The sequence below is a fragment of the Aneurinibacillus sp. REN35 genome (genome assembly GCF_041379945.2).
GTDB lineage: Bacteria > Bacillota > Bacilli > Aneurinibacillales > Aneurinibacillaceae > Aneurinibacillus.
In genome coordinates this window covers 12,447-29,199 of the sequence record NZ_JBFTXJ020000015.1, presented here as the reverse complement: position 1 = coordinate 29,199, position 16,753 = coordinate 12,447, and the positions used below count along the sequence as shown (strand labels likewise).

The 16,753-nt window shown below is 45.4% G+C and carries 17 protein-coding genes and 2 tRNA genes; 16 read left to right on the top strand and 3 right to left on the bottom strand.

What is annotated here, in order from left to right:
- Positions 1 to 58: 58 nt before the first annotated feature.
- Entirely contained in the window at positions 59 to 1,438 is a 1,380-nt protein-coding gene (locus AB3351_RS20240) for a dipeptidase (protein ID WP_371148976.1), read from the bottom strand.
- A gap of 183 nt (positions 1,439 to 1,621) precedes the next feature.
- Between AB3351_RS20240 and uvsE the strand changes: the two genes are divergently transcribed.
- From uvsE to AB3351_RS20190, 10 genes are all read left to right on the top strand, one after another.
- Entirely contained in the window at positions 1,622 to 2,599 is a 978-nt protein-coding gene (uvsE, locus tag AB3351_RS20235) for a UV DNA damage repair endonuclease UvsE (RefSeq protein ID WP_371148975.1), read from the top strand.
- Positions 2,600 to 2,697: 98 nt separating this feature from the next.
- Positions 2,698 to 3,039 (top strand): toprim domain-containing protein, encoded by a 342-nt coding sequence (locus AB3351_RS20230; protein ID WP_458306043.1) that lies wholly within the window; start codon positions 2,698 to 2,700, stop codon positions 3,037 to 3,039.
- A gap of 27 nt (positions 3,040 to 3,066) precedes the next feature.
- Positions 3,067 to 3,678, top strand: coding sequence for an NUDIX hydrolase (locus AB3351_RS20225; protein ID WP_371148974.1), 612 nt, complete (start codon positions 3,067 to 3,069; stop codon positions 3,676 to 3,678).
- Between the two features lie 274 nt (positions 3,679 to 3,952).
- Positions 3,953 to 4,885 carry a cytochrome c oxidase subunit II gene (gene coxB / locus AB3351_RS20220; RefSeq protein ID WP_371148973.1) on the top strand — a complete coding sequence of 311 codons (933 nt, stop codon included), beginning with the start codon at positions 3,953 to 3,955 and terminating at the stop codon, positions 4,883 to 4,885.
- A gap of 15 nt (positions 4,886 to 4,900) precedes the next feature.
- Entirely contained in the window at positions 4,901 to 6,541 is a 1,641-nt protein-coding gene (gene ctaD, locus AB3351_RS20215) for a cytochrome c oxidase subunit I (protein WP_371148972.1), read from the top strand.
- 15 nt (positions 6,542 to 6,556) lie between these two features.
- Complete coding sequence (locus AB3351_RS20210) at positions 6,557 to 7,504, top strand: COX15/CtaA family protein (RefSeq protein WP_371148971.1); 948 nt, start codon at positions 6,557 to 6,559, stop codon at positions 7,502 to 7,504.
- Between the two features lie 27 nt (positions 7,505 to 7,531).
- Entirely contained in the window at positions 7,532 to 8,473 is a 942-nt protein-coding gene (cyoE, locus tag AB3351_RS20205) for a heme o synthase (protein ID WP_371148970.1), read from the top strand.
- A 39-nt stretch (positions 8,474 to 8,512) separates the two neighbouring features.
- Entirely contained in the window at positions 8,513 to 9,139 is a 627-nt protein-coding gene (locus AB3351_RS20200; RefSeq protein WP_371148969.1) for a hypothetical protein, read from the top strand.
- Between the two features lie 139 nt (positions 9,140 to 9,278).
- The gene (locus AB3351_RS20195) at positions 9,279 to 9,887 is read left to right on the top strand and encodes an SCO family protein (RefSeq protein WP_371148968.1); all 609 of its coding nucleotides are present in this window, start codon (positions 9,279 to 9,281) and stop codon (positions 9,885 to 9,887) included.
- 40 nt (positions 9,888 to 9,927) lie between these two features.
- Complete coding sequence (locus AB3351_RS20190; protein WP_371148967.1) at positions 9,928 to 10,908, top strand: 50S ribosomal protein L11 methyltransferase; 981 nt, start codon at positions 9,928 to 9,930, stop codon at positions 10,906 to 10,908.
- Positions 10,909 to 10,966: 58 nt separating this feature from the next.
- Here the strand turns inward: AB3351_RS20190 and AB3351_RS20185 are convergent, their stop codons facing one another.
- On the bottom strand, positions 10,967 to 11,425 hold the full coding sequence (locus tag AB3351_RS20185; protein ID WP_371148966.1) for a PilZ domain-containing protein: 459 nt from the start codon (positions 11,423 to 11,425) through the stop codon (positions 10,967 to 10,969).
- 151 nt (positions 11,426 to 11,576) lie between these two features.
- Here AB3351_RS20185 and AB3351_RS20180 point away from each other — a divergent pair.
- From AB3351_RS20180 to ald, 3 genes are all read left to right on the top strand, one after another.
- A tRNA-Leu gene (locus tag AB3351_RS20180) sits at positions 11,577 to 11,660 on the top strand.
- A 101-nt stretch (positions 11,661 to 11,761) separates the two neighbouring features.
- A complete protein-coding gene (locus tag AB3351_RS20175) occupies positions 11,762 to 13,003 on the top strand; it encodes a PucR family transcriptional regulator (protein ID WP_371148965.1) in 1,242 nt (413 codons plus the stop codon).
- 241 nt (positions 13,004 to 13,244) lie between these two features.
- The gene (gene ald / locus AB3351_RS20170; protein ID WP_371148964.1) at positions 13,245 to 14,378 is read left to right on the top strand and encodes an alanine dehydrogenase; all 1,134 of its coding nucleotides are present in this window, start codon (positions 13,245 to 13,247) and stop codon (positions 14,376 to 14,378) included.
- Positions 14,379 to 14,445: 67 nt separating this feature from the next.
- Here the strand turns inward: ald and AB3351_RS20165 are convergent, their stop codons facing one another.
- Entirely contained in the window at positions 14,446 to 14,787 is a 342-nt protein-coding gene (locus tag AB3351_RS20165; protein ID WP_371148963.1) for a DUF1540 domain-containing protein, read from the bottom strand.
- Between the two features lie 95 nt (positions 14,788 to 14,882).
- Between AB3351_RS20165 and AB3351_RS20160 the strand changes: the two genes are divergently transcribed.
- From AB3351_RS20160 to AB3351_RS20150, 3 genes are all read left to right on the top strand, one after another.
- Positions 14,883 to 14,953 (top strand) — tRNA-Thr (locus AB3351_RS20160).
- 74 nt (positions 14,954 to 15,027) lie between these two features.
- Entirely contained in the window at positions 15,028 to 15,612 is a 585-nt protein-coding gene (locus AB3351_RS20155; RefSeq protein WP_371148962.1) for an N-acetylmuramoyl-L-alanine amidase, read from the top strand.
- A 382-nt stretch (positions 15,613 to 15,994) separates the two neighbouring features.
- Complete coding sequence (locus AB3351_RS20150; RefSeq protein WP_371148961.1) at positions 15,995 to 16,414, top strand: putative periplasmic lipoprotein; 420 nt, start codon at positions 15,995 to 15,997, stop codon at positions 16,412 to 16,414.
- The last annotated feature ends 339 nt before the right edge of the window (positions 16,415 to 16,753 follow it).

Here is a 16,753-nt window from a genome sequence, read left to right as displayed (position 1 = left end):
TCTAATCGTAATAAGTAGAAAGACGGTTCGCTGGCTGCGGACCGTCTTTCGTATGCGTTTATTTAATGGACGTTTGGGCAAGTTCCTTCCAATATTCACAAATGGTAATAAGGCCCTTATCGAAGTTTTCAAGATGGAAGTGCTCATTCGGTGCATGGAAATTCTCACCTGGCAGGCCAAATCCCATCAGTACGATCGGCAGCTGCAACAGCCGGCCGAAGCCTTCGACGATAGGAATCGAGCCGCCCATACGAGTCAGCGCTGGTGTCGCTTCGTACGCCTTCTCATAAGCGCGCATCGCTACTTGAATCACAGGATGATCGTACGGTGTCTCGAACGGACGACCTGTATCCATGCGGGTGAACTGCACCTGAACTCCTGCCGGTGTATGTTTGTGGACATGTGCCTCGATCAAATCTTGAATTTCTTTCGGGTCCTGTTCACCAACCAGGCGGCAGGATAGCTTGGCGTGTGCCTCAGATGGTAGTACGGTTTTAATGCCTTCACCTTGAAATCCACCGTATATTCCATTGATTTCAAGCGTTGGACGCGACCATGTGCGCTCTAAGAAGCTGTACCCTTCCTCGCCGTACAGCTCGCCTACATTCAACTCTTTTTTCAACGCTTCCTCATCATAATTCAGATCATGAAACGCCTGCCGCTCTTCATCAGCCAGCGGCTTTACTTTATCGTAGAAGCCGTCCACAGCTACTTTGCCACTTTCGTCATGCATAGAAGCGATGATAGAGGCGAGAGCATGCAGCGGATTGGCAACGCCTCCGCCATAAATGCCAGAGTGCAGGTCTCCGTTTGCTGCCTTCACGTCAATTTGCATGGCAGCAAGTCCGCGCAACCCATAGCAAATGGCTGGTTTTCCTTTCTCAAGCATCGGAGTATCGGAGATGACAAGGACATCGGCCGCAAGCAATTCTTTGTTTTTTTCTACGAATGGCTCAAGCGTCGGACTGCCGATTTCCTCTTCACCTTCAATGCAGAATTTCACATTGACCGGAAGTTTTCCTTCCGTTTGCAGCAATGCTTGGAGCGCCTTAATATGCATGAAGACTTGTCCTTTATCATCGGTTGCTCCGCGCGCATAAATCTTACCGTCGCGAATGTCTGCTTCAAAGGGCGGTGTCTGCCATAGCTCAAGCGGATCGACAGGCTGTACATCATAATGGCCGTAAATAAGCACGGTTGTATCGTTGTCCGCGTGAAGCCAATCAGCATAAACGATTGGATTTCCTTCTGTCGGCATCATTTTGACATTTTCAAGCCCAGCCGCTTGAAGTGCATCGACAAGCCACTCTGCCGCTCGTTGTATATCTGTCTTATGGGCAGAAAGAGCGCTTATGCTTGGGATTCCAAGAAAGTCCTTCATCTCTTGTAAATGGGTGTCGCGGTGTGTAGTGAGGTAGGTCCTGTAGGCTGTATCCATACCGATTCATCCTTTCCTGTATAAAAATTACTTTTCGTATCCTTCTTTAATCAGCTTAGTACATAAAAGCGAATTTTTCAAAGCATGTAAGCGGATCGGAAGAGGAATCCTATAGGTACCATTATGATGACAAAACGACTGCAAGCTGTAGTGTGTAAAGTCCGAAAATAGGAGGTTCTGACAATGAACGTACGTCTCGGTTATGTTGCTATGAGTGTGCATGTGGTTAATGCGTCCCCGTCCCAGACCATGACAGCCAAACAATTTGCACTGATTTCTGACAGGGAGGCGGGCTTGCGTAAGCTTGAGCGGATTGCAGAAGAAAATCTCCACAACTGTATGCGCCTTCTTTATCATAACAGAGCATATGATATTACGTTTTTTCGCCTCTCTTCGAGGTTGATTCCATTGGTCGGACATGAGCTGACTGAGGGATGGGAGTATCGCTCCCACCTTGCTAAAGCTTTTCGCGAGCTGGGTGATGTAGCTATTAAAGACGGTGTACGTCTGGACTTCCATCCGGATCATTATGTTGTGCTTAATACACCCCGCAGGCAAACATTGGACGCGTCGCTTGCCGCACTCGATCACTATGTGTGGATGCTCAAGGCACTTGGAATAAGCCCTGTTCATCGCTGTGTCCTGCATGTAGGCGGGGCCTATAAGAACAAGGAAAAAGCCATCCAACAATTTATCAAGAATTGGTCGCAGGTTCCAGAAGAGACGAGGCAATGTATTCTGCTTGAAAACGACGATAAAGCATTTACAGCAAAAGATACGGTAGAGCTATGCGAGACGCTTGGCATTCCCATGGTGCTCGATCTTCATCATCACCGCTGCAATTATGAAGAAGAAGAGAACGAGGTATATGCTCTGCTTCCGCGTATTATCGATACATGGCGCACGTCATCCCTGCCGCCTAAAATGCATATTTCCAGCCCCCGAAGCAAAGAGGATTTCCGGGCTCATGCTGACTATATCGACCCGGAAGATTTGTTTCCGTTTTTGCGCAGAATAGCTGCCTATACCGATCAGCTTGATGTGATGATCGAAGCTAAGCGAAAGGACGATGCGCTTCTGAGTTTGATGGAGTGGGTAGGGAGTAGAGGAGGGCAGGAAGGGATTCGTATGATTGATCAGGCGAGTTTTCAAATCAAATAAAAACAGTCTGGGTTTTTACTAATACGCCGATTCACCATATAATAGTGGTAAGGCGGCAAACAAAATAAGCGGGTAGATATGATGCGAGGTGATAGGCATTGATCGTGGGCAAAGTCATTATCGTAGAAGGAAAGACAGATAAGAAGCGTCTCGAGAAAATCATTGCAGAGCCGGTAGAGATCATCTGTACCCATGGAACGCTTAGTTCGGATAAGCTAGATGGTATTTATCAGCAGACAGGCGCATCGGAAGTATACATCTTCGTTGATGAGGATGCGCCGGGTAAGAAGCTGCGCGCTCAACTGCGGAATGAGTTTCCGAATGCGTACCACTTATATACTCGCAGAAGCTATACGGAGATCGCACGTACTCCATATGAGCATTTGTTAAAAATTCTTCGTGACGCCCATTTTGAAGTGAATGAGGCTGTCATTTTGTAAAAGAAAAAAGGAGTAGTGGACACACGAATGATAGAACAGATACAAAATCGAATCAGTCAGCGTTCCTTTAATTTGTTCGGGTTTGCTCCACTTATGCGGGCGGCGGTAATGATTCCGCTGGTGGAGAGGGAAGGTGAGCTTCATGTGCTCTTTGAGGTCAGGGCGCAGACATTGAAACGACAGCCCGGGGAGATCTGCTTCCCAGGCGGTAAAATCGATCAGACTGACGAAAGTGAGCAGGCGGCTGCTGTGCGGGAGACATGTGAAGAGCTGGGGCTTGCAGAAGAAGATGTTGCCGTAATTGAGAGTCTGGGAATTATGATTCCCCCGTATTCCTCCTCAATCTATTCGTTTGTCGGAAAGATTCATGACTACAAAAGAGTGAAGCCAAATCAGGATGAAGTAGAGGAAGTATTTTATGTGCCGCTTGATTTTTTTCTAAAAAAAGAGCCGGATGTTCATTATATCAGCATGGCAATGAAGCCTGATGAGGACTTCCCTTTTGATTTGATTCCCCAAGGGAAAGATTACAAATGGCGCAGTACAAAAATCCCTGAATTTTTTTATCAATATGAAGGAAAAATCATCTGGGGTTTAACAGCACGCATTCTCTATGAATTTGTTACATTGGTGAAATAATAGAAAAAATAAACGGAAGATGTGTCAAATATATGAAATTTGGGTAAAAGTAAAGACAAAAATCTGTCTTTGCTTTTTTCTTTTCTATCAAGGCTTCTCCCCATTTCCATACATAAAATTACCGCATACTGCATATGTTCAAAACACTATACAAACTAGATGAAAATTGATAACATTTATATGGTATTTACCATGTGGATGTTATTTCTTATATTCAAATTTCATTTGTTCTGTTGGCCTGTAGAACAAATGATAGAAGAAAGGAGTGTAGTGCGTGGATTTTAGTTGGTTATTTCCCCCGGCCATCAATGATATGGCGAGGCAGGTCGATTCCTTGTTCTGGTTTATCGCATCAATTGCTCTATTCATCTTTGTCTTGGTTGAAATGCTCCTGTTTATCTTTTTGATTCGCTATAGGAGAAAAAGACCGGACAAACAAGGAATTGCGTTGCACGGGAACACAAAAATGGAAATCATATGGACGCTTATTCCTGCATTGATTTTGGTTGCCATTGGCGTGTTTGGTTCACAGATGACATACGCAATTCAGACCCCACCTAAAGATGTGTACACAATCAATGTTACCGGTTACAAATGGCGTTGGGACTTCGAATATCCGGAAGGTTTTAAGACGACGAATAAGTTGGTCATTCCGGAAGATAAAAATGTCCTATTCAAAATTACATCCGGTGATATTATTCACAGTTTTTGGATTCCGGCGATGCGATTAAAGCAGGACGCGGTGCCTGGACGTCAGACACAGTTTTGGTCCGGTCCTACCAAAAAAGGCGAATACCCCATTGTATGCGCTGAGTATTGCGGGACCATGCACTCCATGATGTTAGCAAAACTTAACGTGGTAAGTACAGATGAATTTACTAAATTTGTGCAATCCGGTGGAAAAGCCGGTGGTAGCGCAGAAGGTGGTGCGGGTGGCGAAGGCCAAGCGCTCGCAGAACAAAAGGGCTGCCTAAGCTGTCATGCTACCGATCAAAATAAGCTTGTCGGACCCGGATGGGGCGGCATGTTTGGCAAAGATGTACAGCTGACTGATGGCAGCACAGTAAAGTATGATGAAAAGTATATTGTAGAATCCATTATGGACCCTGCAGCGAAAACTCCTCAAGGATATTCACCAATGCCGCCGCAGCAGGTAACAGAACAAGAAGCGAAGGCGATTGCTGAATACATCAAAACCTTAAAGTAGGGAGGAGCGAAACGCATGGGAGCTACTGCCACTGTCGAAACGAGAAAGCCATCCTTTGTTAGGGATTGGCTGCTTACCGTTGACCATAAGAAAATCGGAATCATGTACGGCATTGCTTGCCTGCTTTTCTTCTTTCTAGGAGGAGCAGCGGCACTCGTGATTCGTACTGAGCTATTGACGCCAGGAATGCCTGACGTGGTGCCTTCAGCCGATACATTCAACCAGATGTTCACCATGCACGGCTCGATCATGATCTTTTTGTTCATGATCCCTATGCTCACAGCGGCATTCGGAAACTATCTTGTTCCGATTATGATCGGTGCACATGATATGGCGTTCCCGCGCATGAACAATCTAGCCTTTTGGCTGTTCGTTCTTGGCGGTCTGGTATTTTTGAGCAGCTTTTATTTCGGAATGCCGGATATTGGGTGGACAGCATATCCGCCTTATAGCATCGAGTCCCAGGGTCTAGGCTTAGATATCTGGGTATTGGGGGTTCACATTTTAGGTATTTCCTCCATTCTTGGTGCGATAAACATAATTGTAACAGTGTTTAACATGCGCGCGCCTGGTATGACATTTAACCGTCTACCGCTTTACGTATGGTCCTCGCTGATTACATCGTTTATTCAGCTTTTTGGTACGCCGGCGCTGGCTGGCGCAATCACGACCCTGCTGTTTGACCGCCACTTCGGTACGCATTTCTACGATGCGTCTGCGGGCGGCGACCCGATGCTATACCAGCATCTTTTCTGGTTTTATTCTCATCCGGCGGTATATATTATGGTACTTCCGGCGATGGGAATTGTCTCTGAGATCATTCCGGTATTTGCAAGAAAGCCGATTTTCGGGTATCATGCGATTGCCTACTCTTCCATTGCGATTGGATTTTTAGGTTTTCTGGTTTGGGCACATCACATGTTTGTGGCAGGGATGCCGCTGGCAACAGGGATTCCTTTTATGGTCACTTCGATGATCATTGCGGTTCCCTCAGCCATCAAAATTTTTAACTGGCTTGCCACATTATGGCGAGGCTCTAACTGGTTTACTACACCGATGCTGTTTGTAACGCTCGGTTTTATGGGTCTGTTCACCATTGGGGGCCTTGGTGGAATCTTTCTTGGCACAGTACCGGTCGACATTCATATGCATGATACGTACTTTGTTATCGCTCACTTCCACTATGTATTATTCGGCGGAAGCATGATGGCGGTACTGGCCGGTATCTTTTATTGGTTCCCTAAAATTACCGGACGTATGTATAATGAAAGGCTTGGCAAAATCGTGTTTTGGATGTATTTTATCGGTACGAACCTTACGTTTTTCCCGATGCATTACATCGGCATGATGGGGATGCCGCGCAGGGTATTCCAATATGATCCTGCTAACGGAATGCAGATTGCCAACCAAATCGCAACATATGGCTCCTATCTTGTAGGCGCAGCAGCAATTATGATGGTGGTTACAATTATCGTTTCTTTAAGAACTGGCGCAAAAGCTCCAGCCAACCCATGGGGAGCGCAAACGCTTGAGTGGACGGTGTCTTCACCGCCGCCTGAACATAACTTTATCGAAATGCCGTATGTAACCGCTCCGCCGTACGAATTCGGCGAAGCAGAGGAAAAATATACGCCCAAAAAATCCTTTGGCGCGTAGAGAAGAGGTGTAACAATGGGATATCGCTTACCTTTCGTAACGACTATCGCCACCTTTTTGCTGTTGATTGCCGGAGCCCTTGTTGTAGGATTTGATGCCGGTCTAGCTTGTTCTGACTGGCCGTTGTGCAACGGGCAGATTATCCCGCCTATGGAAGGCAAAGTCATCATAGAATATACGCATCGCATGTTATCTACCGGAGTGGGATTCCTCATGCTGGCCAATCTGTATATAGCGTGGCGCAAACGAAAGGAAAGCCCCATTGTGTTGAAGCTGGTTTTGTTCTCCTTTATCCTGCTGTTATTCGTTGCCGTACTTGGCGGCATTAACGTATTGAAAAAGCTGCCGCCAGGATTTACGGCCATGGATACAAGCTTCGCCATTCTCCTATTCTCCACATTTGTGGTGCTGGTAGGAATTACGCTTGCGAATGTGCGAAAGAAGCAGGGAGAGTTTTTGGAGGACAGACAGGTTCGCGCCCTGTTCAAGCCGGCCCTGATCGCCGCGATAGCTGTATATATTGAGTATGTGCTTGGCGCCTTCATTAAACACAGTGACGCTGGGCAGGTGTGGGTCAATGGCAATGTATCTATGCTTAATAGTATTATTTCTACGCCTGCCATTGCCACGACACTCATGTATGTACATGTGTTCGCTACGCTGCTGATCGTCTTCTCATCGCTGTGGTTGTACTTCTACGCACGTCTGCGCAATGTGATGAAAAAACAGGCGCTTGTGCTTGTCATTCTGCTTGCGCTGCAGCCTGTTACCGGTTTTATTACGGTCATCGCAAATCTTTCTGTGATCACGAATGTGATTCATATGGCAATTGCTGCGCTCATGATGGCTCTGTCAGTGTTCATGGCTGTAGAAGGAAAGCTTGGAGCAAATCTGCTCCGTACAAGCGACAAGGATGGAAAAGCGGTAACTAGCAGCAAACAATCTGTCGCAAATCTTGGCTAACGATATTATATTCAGGGGGGTCTTGAAATGGGTACACCTATTTCTGAAAAAGATGTATATGAAAATCCGGCCAGCCGTGTCATGGAACCAGGTCCGCTTTCCGAAGCGAAACCGAAGGGCGACTGGCGTGATTATGTATCTGTAACAAAGCTTGGTATTGTCGTCTCTAACCTTATGTCATTGTTTGCTGGTGTATGGCTGGCAGCGGATGGTCCGCTTCCGGTTGGAACGGTTCTGTTGGCAATGCTTGGTTCAGCGCTTGTCATTATGTCTGGAACATGCTTGAACAACTATATTGACCGTGATCTCGATCAATTGATGTCAAGAACAAAGACAAGAGCCTTGCCAGAGGGCCGATTAAATCCACAAACCGTCATGATTATGGGCTTTGTCTTTGGAATTATGGGTACGGTCATGCTGCTGTTGATTAATACAATAACAGCGGTTCTCGGTCTTGTCGGTTTGGTATTCTATGTAGTGGTATACACGATGTGGACGAAGCGTACGACGACGTTAAATACGCTTGTCGGTGCTGTATCAGGTGCGATGCCTCCAATGATGGGGTATGCAGCGATTTCCGGCACGGTTGATACGACGGCATGGGTACTGTTCGGTATTTTGTTCATCTGGCAGTGTCCGCATTTCCTGGCGCTTGCTATGCGTCGTGCAGATGACTATCGTGCAGCAGGGTTCCAAATGCTTCCCGCTGTTCGTGGCTTTGAGGTAACAAAACGCCACATCCTTCGCTATACAGCAGCACTTGTGCTTGTCTCTATTATGCTGTATGCATTAGGTGAGGTAGGCATGGTATATCTGATTGGTATGTCAATTCTAGGCATTGGCTATGTCATTATTAACATGACAGGATTCTTTGCAAAAGATGACATCAAGTTTGCGCGTAAGTCATTTGTATATTCGCTCGTATATTTGATGATGTTTACAATATTGATTTTGGTTGACCGTATCTAAATCTAAGCTTTATCGAAACGGGATCGAGGAGGTAGAGGCATGGCTGTACATGCGGAAGAGGAGCGCGTCCCGAAGAAAGGCATCAAAGATAACGGCTTGTTGGGCGTATGGCTCGGATTGATTTCCTTTACGTTTACGTTTGCCGTGTTTATTGTGTCAAATGTATATTTGCGCGGATGGTCGCCTGACGTATTTAACGTTACGCTTCCTGCAAACGTGCAGGACATGGTAAATTATAATGTTCTCCTGTTGATAGCACTGGGTGTTTTTTCGCTGGCAGGGGGAATCAGCTATAAGAAGCGCAAAGATGGCATTGCGTTTGCTCTACTTGCGTTGGCAATGATTGCAGCTATTGGGTATGTCATTATTGACTGGTCTTTGATTCAGAGTTACCGGGCGCTTGGCCCAGCGGCTTGGACTGCGTATGTGATTATCCAATCCATTATGGAAATTCTCGTGCTTATTTGCATCGTGCTCTACCTCCGTGCGATATACTTCAAGATGCGAAATAACGAACGAGCACTAAACCGCTTCATTCCTGGGGCTACGGCTGTTTGGATGTATACGGTGATTATGGGATTGTTCGTGTTCATCCAATGTGACTTAATAGAAATCGGACAGTTTACTGAGTGGTGTGGGCTGAAGCTCTCGCAGCTTGGTAAGTGATAACGGGGAGGGAACAGTATGGGCATCATTCTTTATGCGCTGGGATATATCGTGTTTCCGTTTGTCCTGTTCTTTATCTTCATGTATCTTTCCAAGCTGACGACAAGAGAATAGGAACACGTAGGAGGATGTGGGGGCTATGGCTTCGTTTGCAAGGCGCTACTGGTTTACTACACTAGCGGGTATATTAATTGCAGCGGTTCTTCTCACGATTGCGTACCAGCTATGGTGGGGAAGCAGCAAGCTTCCTGTGCTTGACCGAGCCCCTTCCTTTACGCTGTCTAATATGGACGGGAAGCCGGTGTCGCTGCGTGATTCGGACGGCAAGGTTCGCCTTGTATCTTTTCACTATACGTATTGTCCGGATGTATGTCAGGCAACGAACCTGAATTTAATCCGGGTGCAGCAGAAGCTAAAAGAGCAGGGGAGTCTGGGCGAACAGGCATTGATTATGACGATCACATTTGATCCAAAACGGGATACTTTCGAGGTGCTGAAGAAGTATACGGAAGCGCGGGGCATTAAGCCGGAGGGTTGGAGTTTCCTGCGTGGTACAGAAGCACAGACCAAGCAAGTATTGGATGGATTCAAGGTGTTTGCAGAGGATTCGGGAAACGGTATCTTCGTGCATTCGAATGAACTGTTTCTTGTCGATGGAAACCAGAATATCCGTGCCATCTATAAGATGGGGACCGAGATGGATAACGAGAAGATTGTACAGGATATCAATAACTTGTTGGATGATTAGCCAAAAAAACCTCTTATCGGATGAACGATAGGAGGTTTTTTTGGCTATACAGAGAAGAGAAAGAAGTGGAACAAAGGAAGGAAGTGCAAAGATGCTGTGGATTGAATACCATTTACTATTCCCTCGTGAGACCGATGCGGAATCTGTGATGTATTTGCTTGGTGAGATGGGATTTGCGAATAGTTGGGTTGATGAGCCGGTAGAGGTCATCAAGATTCCTGATGGATACGATTATGCGATAAAAGATACAGAGATGACGATTATTACGTATGAATCCGTTGATGAGAAAGCCGATATGGCAGAAGAGGCGGAGATGTCGCTCGCTTCACTTCGCCACACATTGGCTCCATTCGGTCTGCGTGAGAGCGATTGGAAGGAACCTGAACTGATGCATGCCGATGATTGGAAAGCGCATTTTGATGTGGAAGAAGTCTCTGAGGAATTGGTGCTAATTCCAGTATGGAAAAAGGAAGAAACAAAGGGATTGTATTCGCACCCTTACCAATTGATCTTTGAACCAGGTGGAGCTTTTGGTACCGGAAAGCATGGGACAACGCAAAATTGCTTGCGTTTTATTGAAGAGATTGATGTACAGGGGGAAAATGTGCTGGATATTGGTGCCGGCTCTGGTATCTTATCGATCTACTGTGAGATGCGTGGAGCTGCCTCTGTGCTTGCGGTCGATATCAATCCCTCCTCGCCCTCTGAGATTGAGTACTTGGCTTCATTAAATAATGTAAAGACTCCGGAGGTATACATTGGAGACGGCAAGCATCTGCTTGGAGAGTCGCTTTATGATGTGATCGTAATCAACATTGGCGGAGAGGAGGCTATCCGTCAGGTTGGAACCTGTATGCACCTGATTAAGCCAGGAGGCAGGCTAATCGTCTCCGGCATTGTGGAGTGGGCGGAAGCAGACGTGTGCCGCGCATACGAAAAGGAAGGGTGTATCCTTGAGAAGCGGCAGAGCAGTGAAGAATGGCTAACGCTTCTGTTCAAAGCAGGTGATGAGGAAAGCTAATCCGTGCAACAAATAAAAAGGAGACGGCAAGGCTAACGTCTCCTTTTCTGTCGCGTACTTAGGATGATTGTGAAGGTGATTGAGGGATTAGGCCATGCAGTTTCTCTAATTCCTCATTGGTGGCAAAGCGGCAGCCACCGACGATAGGAGTACGGCGTAGGCGGATGGAAAGCAATTGGAGAAGAGGGATAAGCTCAGTGTATACGCCTTCATCTAGCGTGAATGTAACACCATATTCATATAAGTCTCCCTCCCGAGGCACTTTGCGCACGACATAACCGGGGAGCTGTAGTGTATTGTTAAGAATTTGCGTCTCGAATTCAAGGATGACTTCAGGTGTAGCGGGAAGCTTGACATTGGAGACAAATTTCAGTCCACCAGGGCTTATATCTTCGATTAATACCTGCGCTTTTCCCGCTTCGACGGCATTATCTTTGATGCGGATAATGGTAACATCGGAACTGAGCGGATGAGGAAGCGGTAAGCGAAAGAATTGCCGCCGATTCTGTTCTTCCAAAAGGGATCACATCCTATTCAACAATTTCTTGACCAATCAAGCTGGGCCATGCTATATTTTTTGTACATTGATTTACAATTTTATGTTTCTTTGTTAGAGATACTCCTATTTTACCACCAAAATAGGAAAATTGTTTATTGTTTTTTCGCATGCGGATGTGGCGGAATCGGCAGACGCGCTAGATTCAGGTTCTAGTGATAGCAATATCATGGGGGTTCAAGTCCCTTCATCCGCATCACATGTACCGTGTACATTCTATACATATTGCCGTTATAAGTCGCTGCGTTAGCGGCTTTTTTTCATACAATTGATTGTTACAGCTAAAGGAGGAGTCGGATGGAGGCATTTGAAGAATTCTCTGATTTGATGGAACTTGCCGATATGATTACGGAACGGGTGGATAATCCGATTACGATTGAAGATCTGAACCATCACGTCATTGCGTACAGTACGCACGGTGATACGACAGATCCGGTACGTATCCAAACCATCATGAAGCGAAAGGTGCCTGATGAAGTGTTAATCCGCTTTTGGAAGGATGGAATTATTCAAGCGCTTATGCATAGTGATGAGCCTGTACGGGTTCCTGCCGTGAAAGAGGTGGGATTAAATAATCGGGTAGCGGTCTCGATTCGGCGCGGTCAAGAAGTATTCGGATATATCTGGGTCCAGGAAGCGGTTCGTCCGCTTAGCGAGGAGGATCTTGATGTTTTGAAAAGAGCGGCCCGCCTTGCACTCCCCAGGCTTCTGCACCGCAAGGACCGGCATGCCAAGCAGGAAGAGAAGCGTGATCAGTTCTTTTGGCAGCTCCTATCGCGCAGTACGAATGAAGTGCTTGATATTGAAAAAACAGCGCTGCAGTTGCGGCTGCAGATGCCGCCTGTTATGGTAATGCTTGTACTTGAAGCAAGCTGTCCTCAGGAAATGTGGAACAATATGCGCAAAGAACTGGCTTACCTGCTTGGGAATCTGGGGGAGTTTTTCCCGTTTCGCTATTTGCCTCTTTGGACATTTGATGACCGGCAGCTCCTTGTACTTGCGGGACTTGATGAATGGGAGCGGGAGAAGGCGGGGGAGGCAAGCCGTGCATTTATTCATCAGTTACGCAAGCGCCTGACTCGTCGCTTTGGAAGTGAGAAGATTGTCGCTGCATATGGTGAGCCGGTTACAGATCCCACAGAAATCTGGCTTAGCTACCAGCAGGCCTTAGAGGTTATGCAGATAAAAAAAGTGTTGCCAAATGAATTGAAAACGGTTGAGGGTTATCAGGAACTTGGAATCTATCGTTTGTTTCCAAAGCTTAAGCAGTGGAATCGACAGGCAAAATACCATAACCCTAAACTTGCTCTCCTTATCTCATATGATAAGGAAAACCAGGGCAATCTGCTTGAGACGCTTGAAGTATTTCTCGATAATACGGGAAAGGTCAATCAAACAGCCCGCACGCTGCATATCCATCCTAATACACTTGCTTATCGTTTGAAACGAATTTGCGAAGTAGGCGACATTGATTTAAACAATCCAAGTGATAGGGTAATGCTCTTTCTTGATATAAAGCTGCTTAAATATTATTCATAAAAGAATTCTTTCTTTGTAAAGGATTCTTTTTTCTTTTCAGGAAAACCTACACCATATAAAGAATCTACGGTTTCTGAAAGATACACTTGTGGAAATCCACAAATAAAAACAAGGAATTTTAAGCATTCAGACAAAGAAAAATTCATAAAAAAGCCATAAAATATAAAACAAACAGATAGGCACACATGTGCACATGGATAGATGGCGGGTTCCTTAACGAATTATAAGGAGGTTTATAACAATGATTATTGGTGTACCGAAAGAAATAAAAAATAATGAGAACCGTGTAGCGATGACGCCTGCGAGTGTAGCCTCACTCGTACAAGCTGGTCATCAAGTGCTTGTAGAAAATGAAGCGGGAATAGGAAGCGGTTTCACAAACGATGAATATACAAAAGAAGGGGCAAAGATTGTCGCCACGGCTAAAGAAGCGTGGGCAGCCGATATGGTCATGAAGGTAAAAGAGCCATTGGCTGAAGAGTTCCAGTATTTTCGTGAGGGCCTTGTGCTTTTCACCTACCTTCACTTAGCTCCTGAACCGGAGTTAACCAAAGCGCTTGTAGAGAAAAAGGTAACTGCGATCGCATATGAGACAATCCAGCTTGATAACGGTGCTTTGCCGCTGCTTACACCGATGAGTGAAGTAGCTGGACGTATGTCCATTCAGATCGGCGCACAATTCCTTGAAAAGTCCAAAGGCGGCAAGGGTGTACTGCTTGCAGGCGTGCCAGGCGTGGAAGCTGGACGTGTAACGATCGTTGGCGGTGGAATCGTAGGAACGAATGCAGCGAAAATTGCACTCGGCATGGGCGCAAAAGTAACGCTTCTTGACATCAATCCGGATCGCTTGCGTCAATTGGACGATCAGTTCCAGGGTCGTATCCAGACGCTCATGTCTAATCCATACAATATCGCAAACGCTGTGAAAGAAGCGGATCTGCTTGTAGGCGCCGTGTTAATCCCTGGCGCGCGCGCACCGCGCCTTGTAACAGAAGAAATGGTCAAGACAATGGACCCAGGTTCTGTCATCGTAGACGTAGCGATTGACCAGGGTGGTTCGATTGAGACGATCGACCGTATTACGACACATAGCGAACCAACGTATGTAAAGCATGGTGTCGTCCATTATGCGGTGGCCAATATGCCAGGAGCTGTAGCTCGTACATCGACTATGGCGCTGACCAATGTAACAATTCCCTATGCGTTGCAAATCGCATCCAAAGGCTTCGTAAAAGCGTCGCTTGAGAACCGTGCGTTAGCGCGCGGCATCAATGTAGTGGATGGCAAAGTAACGTATAAAGCGGTTGCTGATTCGCTTGATTACACATATGTTGATATTCATGACGTACTAAATGGCGGAACGGTAGCTGTATAGTATAAAGAAGAGCGCCTGTTATATGATAGGCGCTCTTTCTTGCTTCTTAGCGTATAGCTATGGATGATTATACGTCAAACGTTTCACAAGCTGTGCCTTCTTCATGCTTTACATCCATGCCAAAGATATCGATATGATTCGCTACACAGCGGTCTCCTCGGCCCCAATATTCACAAGAATCGACCGTACATCCGACCGCTACTTCCGGTGTCGTCTCAAAGTGTGAGGAGGCTTTAGAAGTTGGTGCATCGTCATCACGTCTCAGCTCGAATGTTTCACATTTCGTCTCATCAATCGTGGAGGCTTCTCGTCCACCTTCCGTGTTTTTGACAACAATCTTGTCCGCGCTGCATAGGTTGCCTTCAGCCCAATAGTTGCAATACTCGGCAGTACAAGTCACGTTTGTCATGTATGTCCCTCCTTTTCTTTTTTTTACCACCTGATTTCTGATGGAAAACCACTTGATTCAGATACTTGTTTTTTATAAAATAATATTTGTTGTTAGCTCCTATAGTTAAACGGTATAACAGATCACTCGTAATGATCAGTTCGTGGTTCGATTCCGCGTGGGAGCATCAAGCTAAAACCCTTGGTATTACAGGGTTTTTCGAAGGTAAGAGTCGTCTTAGTAGGCGGCTCTTTTTTCTATTTGTGTGCCAGAGTGTCCTTGATTTATCATCCGAATGAAGCTGCAGAAGTAAAAATCGGACCTAGACCATCAGAGGCAACAGGAACAGCTCGTTTAAAGCCACGGACAGATGGAGCAAATGCCTGGGGAGCTGACCACTTGCTTTTATTCCATATCAATGCAGGCGGTGCAACCGGATATGAAACCCATGTATATGAGAAATGCAGCGCCGAATTACTGCGTGTTGCTCAAATCATCCATGCAGAAGTAGCAGGCGTATTCAAAGCGCAGGGCCTTCCAGATCGAGGTATTAAAAAGACGAACCTACACATGACACGCGAATCAAAAATGCCTGCAGCGCTCCTTGAGTTCGGCTTCATCGACAATGGAAAAGATGCTGCTCTTCTGAAAGATCAGGTATTTCTTCAAAAGGTGGCCGAGGCGGCAGCTAGAGGAGTTGCTAAAGCCTATAGGTTAAAAAGAAAAGTTGGAGTAGAGAAGCCAACTGCGCCACAACCACAGCTTAAGGAGGAACCGAAAATGAAGGTAGACGATGCAAATAAGATCATCCGTGTTCTGCAGGACAAATGGAATGTAGTTACCTGACCAGATGAGAAGAAGGAAATTGGCCGGCTTGCAGATGAGGTACGTGCGGCAGCTGGTATGAAGAAGATGAACAATTAACGGAAATGGACTTCTTATCAAATATTACTCTTCATCTTGCGCTGGCGCTTGTGCTGCCACTTTTGATTTTGGGCAGACACCTTACTACAAAGATTGGATGATGATATGGGCGCTCTTTGGCGTCGGAATCCTTTGTGGGATTGTAGCGATCGGCCCCAATTTGGAAGGTGTTGTGAATGGAATTATCGCTGCTCATCAAATATGGAAGCAAACAACAGAAAAGAAATAGCAATTGTGGAAAACACCCAAATAATATAAATTAGAATTAAATGAATTTAGTAACTTTTATATAGGAGTGTAAACGTTGAAAAAATATATGTATGCAGGAATTTTACTTGGAGCTATGGTTTTAGCGGGGTGTAGTGCAAATTATAAATCAGAAGAACAAATACAAGTAACAGAAAAGGTAACGCAAGATGTAACGCAAGATGTAACTAATAGACAAGAACCGGAAGTAAGAGATTCACCTAATACCGACAAAGAAGGAGTTCTTCGAGTAACTCCTTTGGAATTAACTCAAGAACAAAAAGAAGATTATTACAAGCAATATGTTGAAATTGTAGAGAAGGTAAATTCAGATTATGACAAAGACCTAGAACTTATCCCATTAGAAGAATTTAAACCAGAAGAATGGGTAACACCAGAAGATTTCGAACAAATTGCAACAGATAGGGCTACTATAGAATTTACCTCTAAAGCTTTTGGTGGTGACCCTGTCGAGTAAGGGATTCCTGACTTTTTGTTGGAGGTGTTATGAAAGACATATAGACGTAGTATATAAAATAAGATAGCGGACACAGCCAAAAGCCTTCCGGATGAGCGGGGGGTTACTTTATTATTTTGGAAGCAACATGTAAATGATAAAAAGCTTCTGCTCCAAATGCTAACTATAAAGATGGATATAACGACAATTCATTACTTTTCATTATATAAATCAAGGGCCAAGATTTTTACAGGTTTTATCTAAAAAACATTGACATAAGTATCACTATTACTTCTTCAAGTATGGAAGCAAACAAATAGAAAAGAAAAATATAATCAGAATTTCTGTTAGGCATTGAAC

Coding starts and splice junctions, on each gene's coding strand:
- AB3351_RS20210 (WP_371148971.1), top strand. CDS start 6,557: ATGGGATATCGCTTACCTTTCGTAACGACTATCGCCACCTTTTTGCTG.
- ald (WP_371148964.1), top strand. CDS start 13,245: ATGATTATTGGTGTACCGAAAGAAATAAAAAATAATGAGAACCGTGTA.
- AB3351_RS20195 (WP_371148968.1), top strand. CDS start 9,279: ATGGCTTCGTTTGCAAGGCGCTACTGGTTTACTACACTAGCGGGTATA.
- ctaD (WP_371148972.1), top strand. CDS start 4,901: ATGGGAGCTACTGCCACTGTCGAAACGAGAAAGCCATCCTTTGTTAGG.
- AB3351_RS20225 (WP_371148974.1), top strand. CDS start 3,067: ATGATAGAACAGATACAAAATCGAATCAGTCAGCGTTCCTTTAATTTG.
- AB3351_RS20200 (WP_371148969.1), top strand. CDS start 8,513: ATGGCTGTACATGCGGAAGAGGAGCGCGTCCCGAAGAAAGGCATCAAA.
- AB3351_RS20240 (WP_371148976.1), bottom strand. CDS start 1,438: ATGGATACAGCCTACAGGACCTACCTCACTACACACCGCGACACCCAT.
- uvsE (WP_371148975.1), top strand. CDS start 1,622: ATGAACGTACGTCTCGGTTATGTTGCTATGAGTGTGCATGTGGTTAAT.
- cyoE (WP_371148970.1), top strand. CDS start 7,532: ATGGGTACACCTATTTCTGAAAAAGATGTATATGAAAATCCGGCCAGC.
- AB3351_RS20165 (WP_371148963.1), bottom strand. CDS start 14,787: ATGACAAACGTGACTTGTACTGCCGAGTATTGCAACTATTGGGCTGAA.
- AB3351_RS20175 (WP_371148965.1), top strand. CDS start 11,762: ATGGAGGCATTTGAAGAATTCTCTGATTTGATGGAACTTGCCGATATG.